Here is a 17,602-nt window from a genome sequence, read left to right on the forward strand (position 1 = left end):
GTGGGTGTCGGTATGCCGTGCGGCGCGCCTGGATAGACGATCAAGAGGCGACCGCTGCCCGGCGCATCGACGCTTGCCTGGCTTGGCTGCGTTTGTTGGCCATGGCCAGCTTGCCGACCAGTCGGATCGCCACGGCGGCGCAGATGAGGCCGAAAGGCAGCACGTACCAGTCGCTCATCGGGATACGTTTGAAGTTGGAGAGGGCAAATACAGCGGCGATGACCCACATGCCGGTGACATGCAATGCCTTCCAAGCCTTGGGGCCCAGCAGTCGGGCGGGCCCTTTGAATGACGTGAGGGCCATCAGCAGGATGAAGGCGTAGGCGGTCCCGCCCGGGATGTTGTTGGCAACGGTGCGGGCCGGCCAGAACTCGATGTTGAGCTGCCCATAGGCGTAGATCAGCACGGCATGCACCAGGTGGGAGAAGGCAAAGGCGAGGCCGATGAAGCGTCTCTCGCGGACCAATGCCTTGGCGAACGGTGAAGGCACCAGCACGGCAAAGGCCGACGCGGTGAACGCGATCAGAAACAGGGCGAAGGAGGAGCGGGCGGTGGCGCGGATGGCGCTGCGCAGGCCCTCGACAAGGTCGGGTTGTACCGCGACAGCCGCGATGCTCATCGCCACCACCAGGACGGCGATCAGGCTGAACAGCTGCCAGCCCTGAGGGCGGTAGGGTTGGGTATTCATCGCAAGATCTCCTGTAATAAGGGCTCGCCATTCGGGGATCCGATGGCGAGTCGATGGGGAGAATTCTTGCAAGGGGATGTATACCGGCTATGTTCGAGAACCGGCGTTTATGCGTCGTTTTGAGTCTGCGAAGGCGCTGGATACAGTGGCTTACACATGCAGGCCATGAATCCGAACGGTAGCGGCTGCACTTGGCGTGCAACCAGCGCGAAAAATGGGGACAGCTTTATTTTCAGTCAGTAAATTCCTCCCCTTTTTCCATCCTTGCGCCTTGGCCTACAACTAAACCCGAATCCGCCGGCTTGTCCGCCTTGCCTTCGAATTATATCGTCTGCTTATCAACGGCCGAGCCGGTATCGATGACACTCGGATACTGAAAGTCTGCGGCCCTTACATCTGTAGCAAAAGGAAGATCTACATCGCCATGGACATTCAGGAAATCAAGCAACGTCTGGCCCGCCCCGCCGTGAAACTTGTTGCCGGCGGTTTTCGTCCTGCCGGGACCGATGAAGAGAGCTGGCTGGGCAACGTCTTCCTGTTCCGGCCTGATGAAGATGTACCCACCAACCAGGCGGGGCAACCGTTGCTCCCCTATGCGCAGTTTTACCTGCCTGCCCTACCCGTCCATAGCCCGCTGCTGGCGGGAGTTCGTGTATTGACGGTGTTCATTTCAAACCCGCTCCCCGAGCACTTTGAGCCGATGGGGAATAATTGGGTCATCCGCGAATATGGGCCGGATGACGTGTTGGTGCGCAAGTCTTTGCCGGTGGCAGGGACATTCCTCAAACCCTTCCCGCTGACAGCGCAAGCGGTGCCGGAGGACTTTCCACTGTGGGATGGCGGTGGTGTCCCGGAGGACCTTGAGCAAGCAATCCTCACGCTGGAACGCGCGGGCAAGATACAGAGCTATTACGACTTGGTTACCCACACCTACGAACACAAGTTCGGCGGTTACCCTTCGTTTTGCCAGTCGGGTGTTGATCCGGGTGAAGGCTTCGAGTTTGTGTTCCAGATCTCATCGGACGCGAAGATCAATCTGAATGTGGTCGACAGTGGGAGCCTGATGTTCTGGAAGCACAACGAAACTGGGGAGTGGGCGCTTTATTACGATTTTTACTAAAAAATAGGGGGACGGATTTATTTTCTGCCCCCCTTCGTCAGCCCTAAAAGCTGCCCCCTTCAACATGGTAAACCCTCGGCTCCTCCGAAAAATATTCCTCCAACCCCATCATGAACAGTCGATGGTCTTCACTCGCTTCGAAGCCCGGAGAGTGGTCTTCCAGCGATTGCCACCGCACGATCAGGTTGAACTGCTCGGGGGTTTCGATCCCTTGCGCCAGCATGTGGCCGCCGTAACCCTTGGCCCGTGTGAGCAATGGAGCGACCTCGGCAAATGCACGTCGAAACGTTTCGATGCGTTCTTTGTAAACAGGAAGCACAGCGATTTCGTAAACCATGACGCACCTCTGAATTGGTTAAAGTCCGCACTTACGGAATGAGCGATGGCTCGACGGCAATCGCGATTTTTCCTCGAAGACCGTTGTTGGGGCTTTCCAACCGGGCATGGGCCAGGGGAATGTCGGCCAGCGAATAGACGGCGCCGACGTGGGGGCGCAGCTGACCGCGGGCTATCAATGCGCTCAGCTCATCGAGCTTGCCGCGGTTTTGCCGGGTGAACACAAAGTGATAGCTCGCGTTCTTGCCCCAGGCCTGGACGAGGTTTTGTGGCTGGGCGATGTCCACGATCGAGACGACGCGGCCCAGTTGCGCGAGGACGTCGGGGCTGCGGGACAGTGTGTTGCCGCCGATGGTGTCGAATACGACATCCACGCCGTGGCCAGCGCTTTCCCGGAGGACAGCGTCGACATAATCTTCTTTCTCGTAGTCGATGATCACGTCGGCACCCAAGTTGCGGGCGAACTCAGCGTTTGCTTCGCGCACAGTGGTGAACACCCGGGCGCCCATGGCTTTCGCCACTTGGATCGCGACATGTCCGACACCTCCAGCGCCGCCATGGACAAGAATGCTCTCCCCGACCCTGAGCGCCGCGCGCACCACCAGCGCTTCCCACACCGTCCCGCCCACCAGGGTCAGGCTTGCGGCCTCAAGATGGCTCAGCTCGGGCGGTTTCTTCCCGACAATGCTCTCGGCCGCGACGTGGTACTCGGCATAGCTGCCTGACCCTTCAAATATTTGCGGGGTGTACCAGACTTCGTCTCCAGGCGCGAAGGTGGTCACACCGGGCCCAACGGCTTCGACCACGCCGGATACGTCGTGGCCGGTGATGGCCGGCAGTGGCACCAGGTCGGGATAGTCGCCGCGTCGAACCTGGTAATCCAGCGGGTTGACGGAAGTGGCGTGTACGCGGACCAGGACTTGTCCCGCTTGCGGAACGGGTTTGGGCACGTCGCGGAGTTCGAACGATTCAGGACCGCCGAATGATTTAAGCATCATCGCTTTCATAGTAAATCCTCGTATCGATAAAAAGGGATATCGGAATATCTCGATATCCTGTGGTAAAAAAACGCTACAGGTCTTTGCCAATGATCTCGGCGAGAGCACTGATGGTGGCTTCATTGCGTTTGTAATAGGTCCACTGGCCGATGCGCCTGACTTCGACCAGGCCCACCCGTTGCAACGTGGCCAGATAACCGGACACCGTTGACTGCGACAGGCCGATCCCTTCCTGGATACTGCTGACGCAGACGCCGACCGTGTGAACGTCACCCTCATCCTGCGGGGGGAAGTTCTTTGCCGGATCCTTCAAACCTTTCAGGATTTGGAGACGTGTCGGGTTTGAGAGGGCTTTGAATATTTCGAGTAGGTCCATGTGGCGAGGATATCGAGATTTTTCGATATGTCAATACGTGAATTGGGATAGCTCATGAGCTGGGGTTTTGAGGCTGCTTCGCAGCCTGGCGGGGATGAATCCCCTCACCACAGGGAGTTGTCTGTCGCTTGCTTGGGGGGCTGGTATTGAATATGAGTGCTTCGCACTCAAGCGGGAGCAAGCTCCCTCGCCACAAAAAGCTGTTTTTGTGTGGATTCAGGGATGGCGATCCAGTTTCTTGAGGAACACAGCCATCTCTTTCTCGGCCTGTTTGTCGCCGTGGGCGCGGGCGGCTTCGAGGCCTTGTTCCCAGGCTTGGCGGGCGGCCGGTAGGTCGCCTTGGCCTTGGTGGGCCTTGCCCAGTAGTTTCCAGGCGGCGGAGTATTTGGGGTCGAGTTCGACGCAGCGTTGGAAGTGTTCGGCGGCACGGGTGAATTCGCCGAGGTCGAGGTAGCCTTTGCCTAGGCCGAAGCGCAGCAGAGAGTTATCCACACCCTTGGCGAGCATTTTTTCCAGGGAATCGAGCATTTGAAACTCCTGCGTTCTGTTCCTGTGGCGAGGGAGCTTGCTCCCGCTGGCCTGCAGAGCAGGCCCATCTTTGGCGGCTGCTTCGCACCCGAGCGGGAGCAAGCTCCCTCGCCACAGGGCCGTGTATTCAGAAGAAGCTCAACCCCACATGGAACAGCTTCTCGACGTCGCGAATGTGCTTCTTGTCCACCAGGAAGAGGATGACATGGTCGCCGGTCTGGATCGTGGTGTCGTCGTGGGCGATCAGGACTTCTTCGTCGCGGATGATCGCGCCGATGGTGGTGCCGGGCGGCAGGCCGATGTCGCGAATGGCTTTGCCGATGACTTTGCTGGATTTGGCATCGCCGTGGGCAATCGCCTCGATGGCTTCGGCCGCGCCGCGGCGCAGGGAGTGGACGCTGACGATGTCGCCGCGGCGCACGTGGGCCAGCAAGGTGCCAATGGTTGCCAGTTGCGGGCTGATGGCGATGTCGATGTCGCCGCCCTGGATCAGGTCGACGTAGGCCGGGTTGTTGATGATGGTCATCACTTTCCTGGCCCCCAGGCGCTTGGCCAATAGCGACGACATGATGTTGGCTTCGTCGTCGTTGGTCAGGGCCAGGAAGATGTCGGCGTCGGCGATGTTTTCTTCCAGCAGCAGGTCGCGGTCCGAGGCACTGCCCTGCAACACCACGGTGCTGTCGAGGGTGTCGGAGAGGTAGCGGCAGCGCGCCGGGTTCATCTCGATGATCTTGACCTGGTAGCGGCTTTCGATGGCTTCGGCCAGGCGCTCGCCGATCTGTCCGCCGCCAGCGATGACGATGCGCTTGTAGTTCTCATCGAGACGGCGCATTTCGCTCATCACGGCGCGAATATTCGCTTTGGCGGCGATGAAAAACACTTCGTCGTCGGCTTCGATCACCGTATCGCCCTGGGGCAGGATCGGCCGGTCCCGGCGGAAAATCGCCGCGACCCGCGTATCCACATTCGGCATGTGCTCGCGCAACTGGCGCAGTTGCTGGCCCACCAGCGGCCCGCCGTAGTAGGCCTTGACCGCCACCAGTTGGGCCTTGCCTTCGGCAAAGTCGATCACCTGCAGGGCGCCGGGGTGCTCGATCAAACGCTTGATATAGTTGGTCACCACCTGCTCGGGGCTGATCAGCACATCCACCGGGATCGCTTCGTTGTCGAACAGGTCGGCGCGGGTCAGGTAGGCCGCTTCGCGCACCCGGGCGATCTTGGTCGGGGTGTGGAACAGGGTGTGGGCAACCTGGCAGGCGACCATGTTGGTTTCGTCGCTGTTGGTCACGGCCACGAGCATGTCGGCATCGTCGGCGCCGGCCTGGCGCAGCACTGTCGGGAGCGACCCGCGGCCTTGCACGGTGCGGATGTCGAGTCGGTCGCCCAAGTCGCGCAGGCGTTCACCGTTGGTGTCGACCACGGTGATGTCGTTGGCCTCGCTGGCCAGATGTTCCGCCAGCGAACCGCCGACTTGTCCTGCGCCGAGGATGATGATTTTCATCCAGTCACTCCTATCGAATCGGTCTTAACCGCGCGCGGCGGCGATCTTGATCAGCTTGGCGTAGTAGAACCCGTCGTGCCCACCTTCCTGGGCCAGCAACTGGCGGCCATGGGGCTGTTTGAGGCCGGCCTGGCTGGCGATGTCCAGTTCCCGGGCACCCGGGGTGCGGGCGAGGAAGGCCTCGATCACTTCGGTGTTCTCGGTCGGCAAGGTCGAGCAAGTTGCGTAGAGCAACATGCCGCCGACTTCCAGGGTTGGCCACAGGGCATCGAGCAGTTCACCCTGCAACATGGCCAGCGCCGCAATGTCGTCCGGCTGGCGGGTGAGCTTGATGTCCGGGTGGCGACGGATCACTCCGGTGGCCGAACACGGCGCGTCCAGCAGGATGCGTTGGAACGGCTTGCCGTCCCACCAGGTCGCGGTGTCACGGCCGTCGGCGGCGATCAGCTCGGCCTCCAGGCCCAGGCGTTCGAGGTTTTCCTTCACGCGCACCAGGCGCTTGGCTTCCAGGTCCACCGCCACCACGCCGGCCAGCTTCGGCTCGGCTTCGAGGATGTGACAGGTCTTGCCACCCGGCGCGCAGCAGGCGTCCAGCACCCGTTGGCCGGGCGCCAGTTCCAGCAGGTCGGCGGCCAGTTGCGCGGCTTCGTCCTGGACGCTGATCCAGCCTTCGGCGAAGCCTGGCAGGGCACGCACATCGCCCGGGGTTTCCAGCACGATACCGTCGCGGCTGTACTGGCACGGGATGACCGGGATACCCGCCTCGCCCAGCAACGCCAGGTAGGCATCGCGGGTATGGTGGCGACGATTGACCCGCAGGATCATCGGCGGATGGGCATTGTTGGCGGCGCAAATGGCTTCCCACTGCTCGGGCCAGAAGGCCTTCAGGGATTTCTGCAACCAGCGCGGGTGGGCGGTGCGCACCACCGGGTCGTGTTCCAGCTCGGCCAGCAGGGCTTCGCTTTCCCGCTGGGCGCGGCGCAGCACGGCATTGAGCAGGGCCTTGGCCCAGGGCTTTTTCAGCTTGTCGGCGCAGCCCACGGTTTCGCCGATGGCGGCGTGAGCGGGAACGCGGGTGTAGAGCAACTGATAAAGCCCCACCAACAGCAGCGCTTCGACGTCGGCATCGGCCGCTTTGAAGGGCTTCTGCAACAGCTTGGCCGCCAGGGCCGACAACCGTGGCTGCCAACGGGCGGTGCCGAACGCCAGGTCTTGGGTGAAACCGCGATCACGGTCTTCCACCTTGTCCAGTTGGGTCGGCAGGGAACTGTTGAGGGAGGCTTTGCCGCTGAGGACGGCGGCAAGTGCCTTGGCGGCGGCCAGACGCGGGTTCATGAGGCGTCCGTCGCTTGGCCGAGCACAGTGCCGACGGCAAATTTCTCACGGCGACTGTTGAACAGGTCGCTGAAGTTCAGCGCCTTGCCACCGGGCAGTTGCAGACGCGTCAGGCACAGCGCTTGTTCACCGCAGGCGACGACGAGGCCGTCCTTGCTGGCACCGAGGATTTCACCGGGTGTGCCCTGCCCTTCGGCGTAACTGGACGCCAGCACTTTCAGGGCTTCGCCGTTCAAGGTGCTGTGGCAGATCGGCCAAGGGTTGAAAGCCCGCACCAGGCGCTCCAGCTCAACGGCTGGACGGCTCCAGTCGATGCGAGCTTCGTCCTTGTTCAGTTTGTGCGCGTAGGTGGCGAGGCTGTCGTTCTGCACTTCACCTTCCAACGTGCCGGCAGCCAGGCCGGCGATGGCCTCGACCACCGCCGGCGGGCCAATGAGCGCGAGGCGGTCGTGCAGGCTGCCGCCGGTGTCTTCGGCACTGATGGGGGTACTGACCTTGAGCAGCATCGGCCCGGTGTCCAGGCCGGCTTCCATGCGCATCACAGTCACGCCGCTCTCGGCATCGCCCGCTTCCACGGCGCGCTGGATCGGCGCGGCACCGCGCCAGCGCGGCAGCAGCGAGGCGTGGCTGTTGATGCAACCCAGGCGCGGGATATCCAGCACCACTTGGGGCAGGATCAGGCCGTAAGCGACCACCACCATCAAGTCCGGCTTCAGTGCCGCCAGCTCGGCCTGGGCATGCGCATCGCGCAGGGTCGGCGGCTGCAACACCTGGAGGCCGTTTTCCAACGCAAGTTGCTTGACCGGGCTGGGCATCAGTTTTTGTCCGCGACCGGCCGGCCGGTCCGGCTGGGTGTAGACCGCGACGATTTCGTGGGGGCTGGTCAGCAGGGCCTTGAGGTGTTCGGCGGCAAATTCGGGAGTGCCGGCAAAGACGATGCGCAGTGGCTCAGTCATGGGTAGCTCTCAATTACAAAGCAGTCGCAAAAAGAAAAAGGCTTGCCGCGGCAAGCCTTTGAAGGGGGCATCAAGCATTCTGGCGATGAAGTTTTTCCAGTTTTTTCTTGATCCGGTCACGCTTGAGGGTAGACAGGTAATCGACGAACAACTTGCCGTTGAGGTGGTCACACTCGTGCTGGATGCACACGGCCAACAAGCCTTCGGCGATCAGTTCGTAAGGCTGGCCGTCACGGTCCAGGGCCTTGATCTTGACCTTCTGTGGGCGGTCGACGTTTTCGTAGAAGCCCGGCACCGAGAGGCAGCCTTCCTGGTACTGGTCCATCTCGTCGGTCAGGGTTTCGAACTCGGGGTTGATGAACACCCGCGGCTCGCTGCGGTCTTCGGAGAGGTCCATCACGACGATACGCTTGTGCACGTTGACCTGGGTCGCGGCGAGGCCGATGCCTGGCGCTTCATACATTGTTTCAAACATGTCATCGACCAACTGACGCACTTCGTCGTCCACTACGGCCACGGGTTTGGCGATAGTGCGCAGGCGCGGGTCCGGAAATTCGAGAATGTTCAAAATGGCCATAAGCTTGATAAATGCACGTGTGAGGTAAAGTCGGGTGGCTGGCCTGGCGTGTCTTGGGATGCAGGCTACCGTTGTAAAACGTTGCTTCGGAGACACAACCTCTCAAGAAGCGAGCCACGGGGGCTCTGGCGTTTTACGCGAACGCACATAATAAAGGGATTCACCGCATGAGGAAATCACTACTCGCCCTGCTGCTCCTGGCCTCGGCCGGTATCGCGCACGGGCAAGTGCAACTTCGGGAAGGTTTTCCCCAGCAATACACGGTGGTGACGGGGGACACACTGTGGGACATTTCCGGCAAGTACCTGCGCGAGCCGTGGAAATGGCCGGAACTCTGGCAGGCCAACCCGCAGATCGAAAACCCCAACCTGATTTATCCGGGCGACACCCTGTCGCTGGTCTACGTCAACGGCCAGCCGCGCCTGACCCTCAATCGCGGCACTTCGCGGGGCACCATCAAGCTGTCGCCGCGCATTCGCAGCTCGCCAGTGGCCGACGCCATCCCGAGCATTCCGCTACAAGCCATCAACAGTTTCCTGCTGAGCAACCGCATCGTCGACACGCCTGAGGATTTCAACAAGGCCCCCTATATCGTCGCCGGCAATGCCGAACGGGTGCTCAGTGGCATGGGGGATAGGGTCTTCGCCCGTGGCTCGTTCGATGCGAACCAGACGGCGTACGGCATCTTTCGCCAGGGCAAGGTCTACACCGATCCCGAGACCAAGGAGTTCCTGGGGATCAACGCCGACGACATCGGCGGCGGCGAAGTGGTGGCCAGCGAAGGCGATGTCACCACCCTGGCCCTGCAACGCACCACCCAGGAAGTGCGCCTGGGTGATCGTCTGTTCAGCGGCGAAGAGCGCTCGATCAATTCGACCTTCATGCCCAGCGCGCCGCAATCGGACATCCACGGGTTGATCCTGGACGTGCCGCGAGGCGTGACCCAGATCGGCGCGCTGGACGTGGTCACCCTGAACAAGGGCCGGCGCGACGGGCTGACCGAAGGCAATGTGCTGGCGGTGATGAAGACGGGTGAAACCGTACGCGACCGCATCACGGGCGAACGGGTGAAGATCCCCGATGAGCGGGCCGGCCTGCTAATGGTTTTCCGCACCTACGACAAGCTCAGCTATGGCCTGGTGCTGTACGCATCGCGCTCGTTGGCGGTGCTCGACAAGGTCCGTAATCCGTAACGGGTCTCACAAGTTACCAACAGAGTTATCCACAGCTTGTTCCGGTTTGTACGGGACTTATAACGGTCAAGGATGATCGCATGTCATTACCTGAATCTACGCCGGTTTCCCCTGCGGAACTGGAGGCCCGGCTACGCCTTCACCGCTTGCCGGAGCTGGGACCCAAACGTTTCATGACGCTGATGGAGGCCTTCGGCTCGGCCTCCAAGGCCATCAGTGCACCGGCCAGCGCCTGGCGCGCGCTGGGCTTGCCGCTGGCCTGTGTCGAGGCGCGGCGCAACCCGGATGTGCGGGACGGCGCCGCCCATGCATTGGCCTGGCTGGAGCGTGCGGGCCAGCATTTACTGATGTGGGACCAACCCGACTACCCGGCGCTGTTGGCGCAGATCAGCGACGCGCCGCCGCTGCTGTTCGTCGCGGGCGACACCTCGATCCTGGAAAAACCCCAACTGGGGATGGTCGGCAGTCGGCGGGCATCACGCCCCGGCATGGACACCGCGGCGGCGTTTTCCCGAAGCCTGGCCGGGGCCGGTTTTGTCATCACCAGCGGCCTGGCCCTGGGCATCGATGCGGCGGCCCATCAGGCGGCGTTGGATGTTGGCGGGCGCACCGTCGGCGTGTTGGGCACCGGTCTGGAAAATTTTTATCCACAGCGCAATCGTCGGCTGGCGGACGCGATGATTGCCCAGGGCAGCGCGGTGTTGTCGGAGTTCCCGTTGGACGCACCGCCCCACGCCAGCAACTTTCCGCGCCGTAACCGGATCATCAGCGGCTTGTCCCTGGGCGTGCTGGTGGTGGAGGCCAGTGTCGCCAGCGGTTCACTGATCACCGCGCGACTGGCGGCGGAACAGGGCCGCGAGGTGTACGCCATTCCTGGATCGATCCACCACCCCGGGGCCCGGGGCTGCCATCAACTGATCCGCGACGGTGCGGCGCTGGTGGAAACCGTCGAGCACATCCTCGAAGCGCTGCGCGGTTGGCAGCGGTTGCCGCCGGCCTCGGAGCCCGTGCCCGTGACCCATCCGCTGCTGCGCCTGCTGCATGCCGCGCCGCTGAGCAGTGAGGCGCTGGCCGAGGCCAGTGGCTGGGGCTTGCCCAAAGTGCTGGCGGCGTTGACCGAACTGGAGATGGACGGACGCGCCATCTGTGACAACGGCCGCTGGTTTGCGCGCTAGGTTTTATGGGGAAGATCGGTAAACTGCCCACAGCCTTATTTGCGTTGCGGGAGAATCTTTCATGGTCAACAGTTGGCGTGTGCAACAAGCCGCGCGAGAAATTCGCGCCGGGGCGGTGATTGCCTATCCAACCGAAGCGGTCTGGGGTCTGGGTTGTGACCCATGGAACGAAGAGGCGGTGGAACGCCTGCTGGCGATCAAGTCGCGGCTGCCCGATAAAGGCCTGATCCTGGTGGCTGACAACATCCACCAGTTCGACTTCCTGTTCGAAGACTTCCCCGAAACCTGGATGGACCGCATGGCCAGCACCTGGCCGGGGCCCAATACCTGGCTGGTGCCGCACCAGAACCTGCTGCCGGAATGGATCACCGGGGTACACGACACCGTCGCCCTGCGGGTCAGCGACCATCCCACCGTGCGCGATTTGTGCTCGTTGGTCGGCCCGCTGGTGTCCACCTCGGCCAACCCCCAGGGTCGCCCGGCGGCGCGTACGCGGATTCGGGTCGAGCAGTACTTTCGTGGGCAGATCGACCTGGTGCTTGGCGGCAACCTCGGTGGACGCAAGAACCCCAGCGTGATTCGCGACCTGGCGACCGGCAAGGTCGTGCGCCCGGACTAGGTCTTTGTGGTGAGCTGAGGGAGCCCCCTGTGGCGAGGGGATTTATCCCCGCTGGGCTGCGAAGCAGCCCTAAAGCAGCAAACTCAATCCTCCTGACACATTGAGTTGTCTGTTTTGGGGGCTGCTGCGCAGCCCAACGGGGATAAATCCCCTCGCCACAGGGCACTTCCTCACCCTAAGCGCTGTTTGCTTATGGCAAGAGAATGGTCGACCCGGTCGTGCGCCGCGCCGACAACTCGGCCTGGGCCTTGGCCGCTTCCGCCAGGGGATAACGCTGGTTGATGTCCACCTTGATCTTGCCGCTGCTGATCATCCCGAACAGTTCATCAGCCATGCGCTGCAAGTTTTCGGCGTTGTTGGCGTAGGTCGCCAGGGTCGGGCGGGTGACGTACAGCGAGCCCTTGGCCGCGAGAATTCCCAGGTTCACCCCTTCCACCGCACCCGAGGCATTGCCGAAGCTCACCACCAGGCCTCGGGGGGCGACGCTATCCAGCGACGTCAACCAAGTATCCTTGCCAACCCCGTCGTACACCACGGGCACCTTCTTGCCGCCGGTCAATTCCAGCACTCGCTGTGCGACGTTTTCCTTGCTGTAGTCGATGGTTTCCCAAGCGCCGTGGGATTTGGCGATGGCGGCCTTTTCCGGCGAGCTGACGGTGCCGATCAGCTTCACGCCCAAGGCCTTGGCCCACTGGCAGGCCAGGGAACCCACGCCACCGGCGGCAGCGTGGAACAGGACGGTTTCGCCACCCTTGAGTTCATAGGTCTGGCGCAGCAGATACTGCACGGTCAGGCCCTTGAGCATCACGCCGGCCGCCTGTTCGAAACTGATGGATTCGGGCAGATGAACCAGATTGGCCTCGGGTAACACATGCACATCGCTGTAGGCCCCCAGTGGGCCGCTGCCGTACGCCACCCGGTCGCCGACCTTGAACCGCGTGACGTCCGAGCCGACCGCCTCGACCACGCCCGCGCCTTCGGCACCCAGGCCCGATGGCAACGCCGGTGGCGGATAAAGGCCGCTGCGGTAGTAGGTGTCGATGAAATTCAGGCCGATCGCCTTGTTGCTGACGCGCACCTGCTGCGGGCCGGGCTCGGCAGGCGAGTAATCGACGTACTCGAGCACTTCGGGACCGCCATGGGAACTGAACTGGATACGTTTGGCCATCTTCACTTTCTCCTTGTCGCAGTGATGCTATTGACTTAAGGCCACCGACAAACCCATGGCGAGGGAGCTTGCTCCCGCTCGGCTGCGAAGCAATCGTGATTCGTCGGCGCGGTGTGCCTGATGCGGCGCATTCGGCAAGTTTTGGGGCCGCTTCGCGACCCAGCGGGAGCAAGCTCCCTCGCCACAAGACTTTTTACCAAGCCTGCTATCGGACTCCTAAGCTTGACCGTCGTCAACTGTGGCGTGGGCAAGTGCGGTGGTATCCTGTGCGCCCATTTGCCACCGGCCCGCCATACGCCGCGTAGCGTAGCCCTGATCAAGGTGATGTCATGTCCACTCGCACCGAGGCCGTGAAAGCCTACCTGCTCGACCTGCAAGACCGTATCTGCACCGCCCTGGAAACCGAAGACGGCGGCACTCGCTTCGTCGAAGATGCCTGGACCCGGCCGGCCGGTGGTGGCGGTCGCACGAGGGTGATCGAGAACGGCACGGTGATCGAAAAGGGCGGCGTCAACTTTTCCCACGTCTTCGGCAGCGGCCTGCCACCCTCCGCCAGCGCCCATCGGCCAGAACTGGCCGGGCGCGGCTTCGAAGCCTTGGGCGTGTCGCTGGTCATTCACCCGCACAACCCGCACGTGCCGACCTCCCACGCCAACGTGCGCTTCTTTATCGCCGAAAAGGAAGGCGAAGAGCCGGTCTGGTGGTTTGGCGGCGGCTTCGACCTGACGCCTTACTACGGCGTCGAGGAAGACTGCGTCCATTGGCACCGTGTCGCCGAGCAGGCCTGCGCGCCGTTCGGCCCCGAGGTGTACCCGCGCTACAAAGCCTGGTGTGACAGCTATTTCCACCTCAAGCATCGCAACGAGCCCCGGGGCATTGGCGGCCTGTTTTTCGACGACCTGAACACGTGGGATTTCGACACCTGCTTCGCCTTCATCCGCGCCATCGGTGACGCCTACATCGATGCCTACCTGCCGATCGTACGCCGCCGCAAGCACGATGCGTTCACCGCCAAACAGCGGGAATTCCAGGAGTTTCGCCGTGGGCGCTACGTGGAATTCAACCTGGTCTACGACCGCGGCACCCTGTTCGGGCTGCAATCGGGCGGGCGTACCGAATCGATCCTGATGTCCCTGCCACCGCAAGTGCGCTGGGGCTACGACTGGAAAGCCGAGCCGGGCAGCGAAGAAGCGCGGCTGACGGAGTACTTCCTGCAGGATCGCGATTGGCTGGCGACGGCCTGAACGAGGATTGTCCATGGACCGCTACGTTGTAATGGGTAACCCGATCGGCCACAGCAAGTCGCCGTTGATCCATCGCCTGTTTGCCGAGCAGACCGGGCAACCCCTGGACTACAGCACGCTGCTGGCGCCCTTGGAGGATTTCGCCGGTTGCGCCCGAGAATTTTTCCACGAGGGACGTGGGGCAAACGTCACGGTGCCGTTCAAGGAAGACGCCTTCCGCCTGGCCGACACCCTGACCGAGCGGGCCCAGCGGGCCGGGGCGGTCAATACGTTGAGCAAACTGGCCGACGGTCGCCTGTTGGGTGACAACACCGACGGCGCCGGACTGGTCCGGGACCTGACCGTCAATGCCGGCTTCAGTCTCAAGGGCAAGCGCATCCTGTTGCTCGGGGCCGGCGGCGCGGTGCGCGGTGCCCTGGAACCGCTGCTGGCCGAAGCGCCGGCCTCGGTGATCATCGCCAATCGCACGGTGGAAAAGGCCGAATTGCTGGCCGAGTTGTTCGCCGCCCTGGGCCCGGTTTCAGCCAGCGGGTTCGACTGGCTGCAAGAACCGGTGGACCTGATCATCAACGCCACCTCCGCGAGCCTGTCGGGGGATGTGCCGCCGATTGCCGCCAGCCTGATCGAGCCCGGCAAGACGGTTTGCTACGACATGATGTATGGCAAGGAACCGACCTCGTTCTGCCGCTGGGCCAGTGAGCATGGGGCGGCGGTGTCGATGGATGGCCTGGGCATGTTGGCCGAGCAGGCGGGCGAAGCCTTCTTCTTGTGGCGTGGAGTTCGTCCGGACACCGCGCCAGTGCTGGCGGAGTTGCGCCGCCAGTTGGCGCTCTGACCCCCTGTTTGGTCCGGGGACATGGTTAACCCCCCTGTGGCGAGGGAGCTTGCTCCCGCTGGGCTGCGAAGCAGCCCTAAAATACTCGACATGACAGGTTTGCGGGCGCTTCGCACCCGAGCGGGAGCAAGCTCCCTCGCCACGGTTAATCCTCGAAGAGAATCGGGCAATTCTGCGCCCCTTCCAGCTTCTTCAACTCCTCCACCACATGCGGCCTGGCCTTGCGCAACGTCAGGCTACGCCCCTGGCCGCGCAGGCGCCGGGCTTCCTGGTGGAGCATTTCCACCCCGGAATAATCGATGAAGTTGATCTGCTGGGCATCAATCACCACCCGCGGCGCTTGCAGCCGTTGCAACCGGACTTGCAAGTAATGGCTGGCACCAAAAAAGATCGAGCCACCCACCCGTAGGATGTCTGCCCCCCCTTCGTGGGAATGGTGCACCCGCGGCTGTGAAGTGCGCTTGAGGTAAAAGAACAACGAAGCCAGCACACCGGCATAGATGGCGGTTTGCAGCTCCAGCAACAGTGTGGCCAGGCAGGTCAAGCCCATTACCACGAATTCGGCGCGGCTCACGCGGTACAACGCACGGATGCCGCGATGGTCCACCAGCCCCCAAGCGATCAGCAGAATGCTGCCGGCCATGGCCGGGATCGGGATGTGCGCGATCAATTTCGCGCCAGCCACCGCGAACAACGCCACCCACAAGGCCGAGAACACCCCGGCCAGGGGCGAACAGGCCCCGGCTTCATAGCTGAGGCCGGAGCGGGTGAAGGAACCGGCCGACAACGACCCAGAGAAAAATCCTCCAACAATGTTGGAAAGCCCCTGCGCCCTCACCTCCTGATTCGCGTCGAGCAATTGCCCGGAACGCACCGACAACGAACGGGCGATGGACAGGCTGGTGACCAGCCCGAGCATGCCCACCGCGACGGCACCGGGCAGCAGGCGCAGGATCAACTCCAGGTCCAGCGGCAGCGGCGTGAACGGCGGCAGGCGCCCGGCGAAAGCGCTGACCAGCGCCACATGCCCGAACATCGCCGGCCACAACCAGACCACCAGGCTGCTGATGACCAAAGTTATCAACAGGCTCGGCCAACGCGGCAGCAAGCGCTTGAGCACCACGCCCAGGACCAGGGTCCCCAAGCCCAGCAGCAGCGATGGCTTATCCACAGCCCCGATGTGGCTGACCAGCATCAGCAGCCCCCTCAACGCCGTGGCTTCGTTCGGCAGGTCGAGGCCCAGCAGGTTCGGCAACTGCCCCAGGGCGATGACCACCGCCGCGCCCAGGGTGAAACCCAGCACCACCGAGTGCGAGACGAAATTCACCAGTGCACCGAAACGCAGCAGCCCCAGCAACCATTGGAAAATACCCGCCAACACCGTCAACAGCAGGATCAAGGTGATGTAGTCCTGGCTGGCGGGGACGGCCAGCGGACTGACGGTGGCGTACAAGACGATGGAAATCGCCGCCGTGGGCCCGCAGATCAGGTGCCACGACGAGCCCCACAGGCAGGCGATCAGTACCGGCACGATCGCCGCATACAAGCCGTATTCCGGTGGCAAACCGGCAATCAGGGCGTAGGCAATGGACTGCGGCAACGCGAGAATCGCACCGCTCAGGCCGACAACAAGATCGCGGCCGACACTGGCTCGGGTCTGCCGGGGCAGCCAGCTCAGGAACGGAAAGAGTGAATGGCGAGTGGGGATTGCCATGGGGCCTCAAAGACTGGGTTTGGCGCAAGAGTATCAGGACAGGGCACCGCTCTCCCTGTGCCAGGGGATTTATCTGTGGCCAGGCCTGTATCTGTGGTCATGGAGATTATCTGTGGCGAGGGGATTTATCCCCGCTGGGGTGCGAAGCGCCCCCAAAACGACTGAACACAATTGACCTGACATACCGAGTCGACGCAATTTGGGGCCGCTGCGCGGCCTAACGGGGATAAATCCCCTCGCCACAGATAAATCCCCTCGCCACAGTGCTCCGCGTCACTCAGGGAGAGCACGCGGAGCAGCATGTTGGTCAGAGCTTGGCCTTCACCACCGCCAGCGCATCCTTGCCATCCAGGGTCTTCACACCGTCCAGCCATTTATCCAGGACCGCCGGGTTGGCCTTGATCCAGGCCTTGGCCGCGTCGGCGTTGCTGACCTTGTTGTTCACCACCTCGGCCATGATGCTGTTTTCCATTTCCTGGGTGAAGCTCAGGTTGGTCAGCAGCTTGCCCACATTCGGGCAGGCCTGTGCATAACCTTTGCGGGTCAGGGTGTAGACACTGCCCGTGTCGCCGAAGTATTTCTCGCCGCCTTTGAGGTAGTGCATTTTCAATTGCACGTTCATCGGGTGCGGGGTCCAGCCGAGGAAGGTCACGAACTTCTGTTTCTTCACCGCCCGGGAGACTTCCGCCAGCATCGCCTGCTCACTGGATTCCACCAGTTTCCACTCGCCCATGCCGAAATCATTGGTCTTGATGATTTCTTTCAGGGAGAGGTTGGCCGGGGCGCCGGAGCCGATGCCGTAGATCTTCTTGTCGAACTTGTCGGCGAATTTGTTCAGGTCGGCAAAGTTATGCACGCCAGCGTCCCAGACGTAGTCCGGGACCGCCAGGGTGAACTCGGTGCCGTCCAGGTTCTTGGCCAACTGCGTGACGTCGCCATTGGCCACGAACTTGTCATAAAAGCCCTGCTGCGCCGGCATCCAGTTACCCAGGAACACATCCACCTGGCCATCCTTGAGGCCACCGAAGGTGATCGGCACCGCGAGGGTGTCGACCTTGGCCTTGTAGCCCATCCCCTCCAGCAGGAAACCGGTGATGGCATTGGTGGCGGCGATATCGCTCCAGCCCGGGTCGGCCATCTTCACCGTTTCGCAGCTTTGCTCGGCCCAGGCCGAAACACTGCTCAATGCCAACAGTCCAGCGGTCAGTACTGTGGATAACTTTTGCATGGCTTGCCCCT

General features: G+C 62.3%; 18 protein-coding genes. 6 read left to right on the forward strand and 12 right to left on the reverse strand.

What is annotated here, in order from left to right; all coding sequences use genetic code 11:
• Positions 1 to 40 precede the first annotated feature (40 nt).
• Complete coding sequence (locus BM300_RS21490) at positions 41 to 688, reverse strand: ferric reductase-like transmembrane domain-containing protein (protein ID WP_092347738.1); 648 nt, start codon at positions 686 to 688, stop codon at positions 41 to 43.
• Positions 689 to 1,112: 424 nt separating this feature from the next.
• On the opposite strand from BM300_RS21490, the gene BM300_RS21495 reads away from it, so the two are divergent.
• Positions 1,113 to 1,808, forward strand: coding sequence for a DUF1963 domain-containing protein (locus tag BM300_RS21495; RefSeq protein WP_092221005.1), 696 nt, complete (start codon positions 1,113 to 1,115; stop codon positions 1,806 to 1,808).
• 43 nt (positions 1,809 to 1,851) lie between these two features.
• Here the strand turns inward: BM300_RS21495 and BM300_RS21500 are convergent, their stop codons facing one another.
• From BM300_RS21500 to def, 8 genes are all read right to left on the reverse strand, one after another.
• A complete protein-coding gene (locus BM300_RS21500; RefSeq protein ID WP_092148825.1) occupies positions 1,852 to 2,145 on the reverse strand; it encodes an antibiotic biosynthesis monooxygenase family protein in 294 nt (97 codons plus the stop codon).
• Between the two features lie 31 nt (positions 2,146 to 2,176).
• Positions 2,177 to 3,151 (reverse strand): zinc-dependent alcohol dehydrogenase family protein, encoded by a 975-nt coding sequence (locus tag BM300_RS21505; RefSeq protein WP_092148828.1) that lies wholly within the window; start codon positions 3,149 to 3,151, stop codon positions 2,177 to 2,179.
• A gap of 64 nt (positions 3,152 to 3,215) precedes the next feature.
• Positions 3,216 to 3,518: an ArsR/SmtB family transcription factor gene (locus BM300_RS21510; RefSeq protein WP_003177098.1), complete on the reverse strand. Its 303-nt coding sequence runs from the start codon at positions 3,516 to 3,518 to the stop codon at positions 3,216 to 3,218.
• Positions 3,519 to 3,734: 216 nt separating this feature from the next.
• Entirely contained in the window at positions 3,735 to 4,046 is a 312-nt protein-coding gene (locus BM300_RS21515; protein WP_092148831.1) for a tetratricopeptide repeat protein, read from the reverse strand.
• A 127-nt stretch (positions 4,047 to 4,173) separates the two neighbouring features.
• The gene (gene trkA / locus BM300_RS21520; protein WP_063323586.1) at positions 4,174 to 5,547 is read right to left on the reverse strand and encodes a Trk system potassium transporter TrkA; all 1,374 of its coding nucleotides are present in this window, start codon (positions 5,545 to 5,547) and stop codon (positions 4,174 to 4,176) included.
• 24 nt (positions 5,548 to 5,571) lie between these two features.
• Positions 5,572 to 6,882: a 16S rRNA (cytosine(967)-C(5))-methyltransferase RsmB gene (rsmB, locus tag BM300_RS21525; protein ID WP_092347744.1), complete on the reverse strand. Its 1,311-nt coding sequence runs from the start codon at positions 6,880 to 6,882 to the stop codon at positions 5,572 to 5,574.
• Positions 6,879 to 7,838 (reverse strand): methionyl-tRNA formyltransferase, encoded by a 960-nt coding sequence (gene fmt / locus BM300_RS21530; RefSeq protein WP_092463950.1) that lies wholly within the window; start codon positions 7,836 to 7,838, stop codon positions 6,879 to 6,881. Before fmt ends, rsmB begins: the two co-directional genes overlap by 4 nt.
• 70 nt (positions 7,839 to 7,908) lie before the next feature.
• On the reverse strand, positions 7,909 to 8,415 hold the full coding sequence (def, locus tag BM300_RS21535) for a peptide deformylase (protein WP_003196300.1): 507 nt from the start codon (positions 8,413 to 8,415) through the stop codon (positions 7,909 to 7,911).
• Between the two features lie 167 nt (positions 8,416 to 8,582).
• Here def and BM300_RS21540 point away from each other — a divergent pair, with 167 nt between their 5' ends.
• From BM300_RS21540 to BM300_RS21550, 3 genes are all read left to right on the forward strand, one after another.
• Positions 8,583 to 9,608, forward strand: coding sequence for a LysM peptidoglycan-binding domain-containing protein (locus tag BM300_RS21540; protein ID WP_092463952.1), 1,026 nt, complete (start codon positions 8,583 to 8,585; stop codon positions 9,606 to 9,608).
• An 80-nt stretch (positions 9,609 to 9,688) separates the two neighbouring features.
• Positions 9,689 to 10,783 (forward strand): DNA-processing protein DprA, encoded by a 1,095-nt coding sequence (gene dprA, locus BM300_RS21545; protein WP_092148842.1) that lies wholly within the window; start codon positions 9,689 to 9,691, stop codon positions 10,781 to 10,783.
• A gap of 61 nt (positions 10,784 to 10,844) precedes the next feature.
• Positions 10,845 to 11,402, forward strand: coding sequence for an L-threonylcarbamoyladenylate synthase type 1 TsaC (locus tag BM300_RS21550; RefSeq protein ID WP_014335849.1), 558 nt, complete (start codon positions 10,845 to 10,847; stop codon positions 11,400 to 11,402).
• A gap of 190 nt (positions 11,403 to 11,592) precedes the next feature.
• On the opposite strand, the gene BM300_RS21555 is transcribed toward BM300_RS21550, so the two are convergent.
• Positions 11,593 to 12,570: an NADPH:quinone reductase gene (locus BM300_RS21555; protein WP_092148845.1), complete on the reverse strand. Its 978-nt coding sequence runs from the start codon at positions 12,568 to 12,570 to the stop codon at positions 11,593 to 11,595.
• Positions 12,571 to 12,899: 329 nt separating this feature from the next.
• On the opposite strand from BM300_RS21555, the gene hemF reads away from it, so the two are divergent.
• Both hemF and aroE read left to right on the forward strand, forming a co-directional pair.
• On the forward strand, positions 12,900 to 13,814 hold the full coding sequence (hemF, locus tag BM300_RS21560; RefSeq protein ID WP_063323592.1) for an oxygen-dependent coproporphyrinogen oxidase: 915 nt from the start codon (positions 12,900 to 12,902) through the stop codon (positions 13,812 to 13,814).
• Positions 13,815 to 13,827: 13 nt separating this feature from the next.
• Positions 13,828 to 14,649, forward strand: a complete 822-nt coding sequence (gene aroE, locus BM300_RS21565) for a shikimate dehydrogenase (RefSeq protein ID WP_092463955.1) — start codon at positions 13,828 to 13,830, stop codon at positions 14,647 to 14,649.
• A gap of 145 nt (positions 14,650 to 14,794) precedes the next feature.
• Here the strand turns inward: aroE and BM300_RS21570 are convergent, their stop codons facing one another.
• Both BM300_RS21570 and choX read right to left on the reverse strand, forming a co-directional pair.
• Positions 14,795 to 16,363, reverse strand: coding sequence for a SulP family inorganic anion transporter (locus BM300_RS21570; protein ID WP_092221019.1), 1,569 nt, complete (start codon positions 16,361 to 16,363; stop codon positions 14,795 to 14,797).
• Between the two features lie 307 nt (positions 16,364 to 16,670).
• On the reverse strand, positions 16,671 to 17,591 hold the full coding sequence (gene choX, locus BM300_RS21575) for a choline ABC transporter substrate-binding protein (RefSeq protein ID WP_092148856.1): 921 nt from the start codon (positions 17,589 to 17,591) through the stop codon (positions 16,671 to 16,673).
• Between the last annotated feature and the right edge of the window lie 11 nt (positions 17,592 to 17,602).

This window comes from Pseudomonas sp. NFACC46-3, from assembly GCF_900114515.1.
Taxonomy (GTDB): Bacteria; Pseudomonadota; Gammaproteobacteria; order Pseudomonadales; family Pseudomonadaceae; genus Aquipseudomonas; species Aquipseudomonas fluorescens_Q.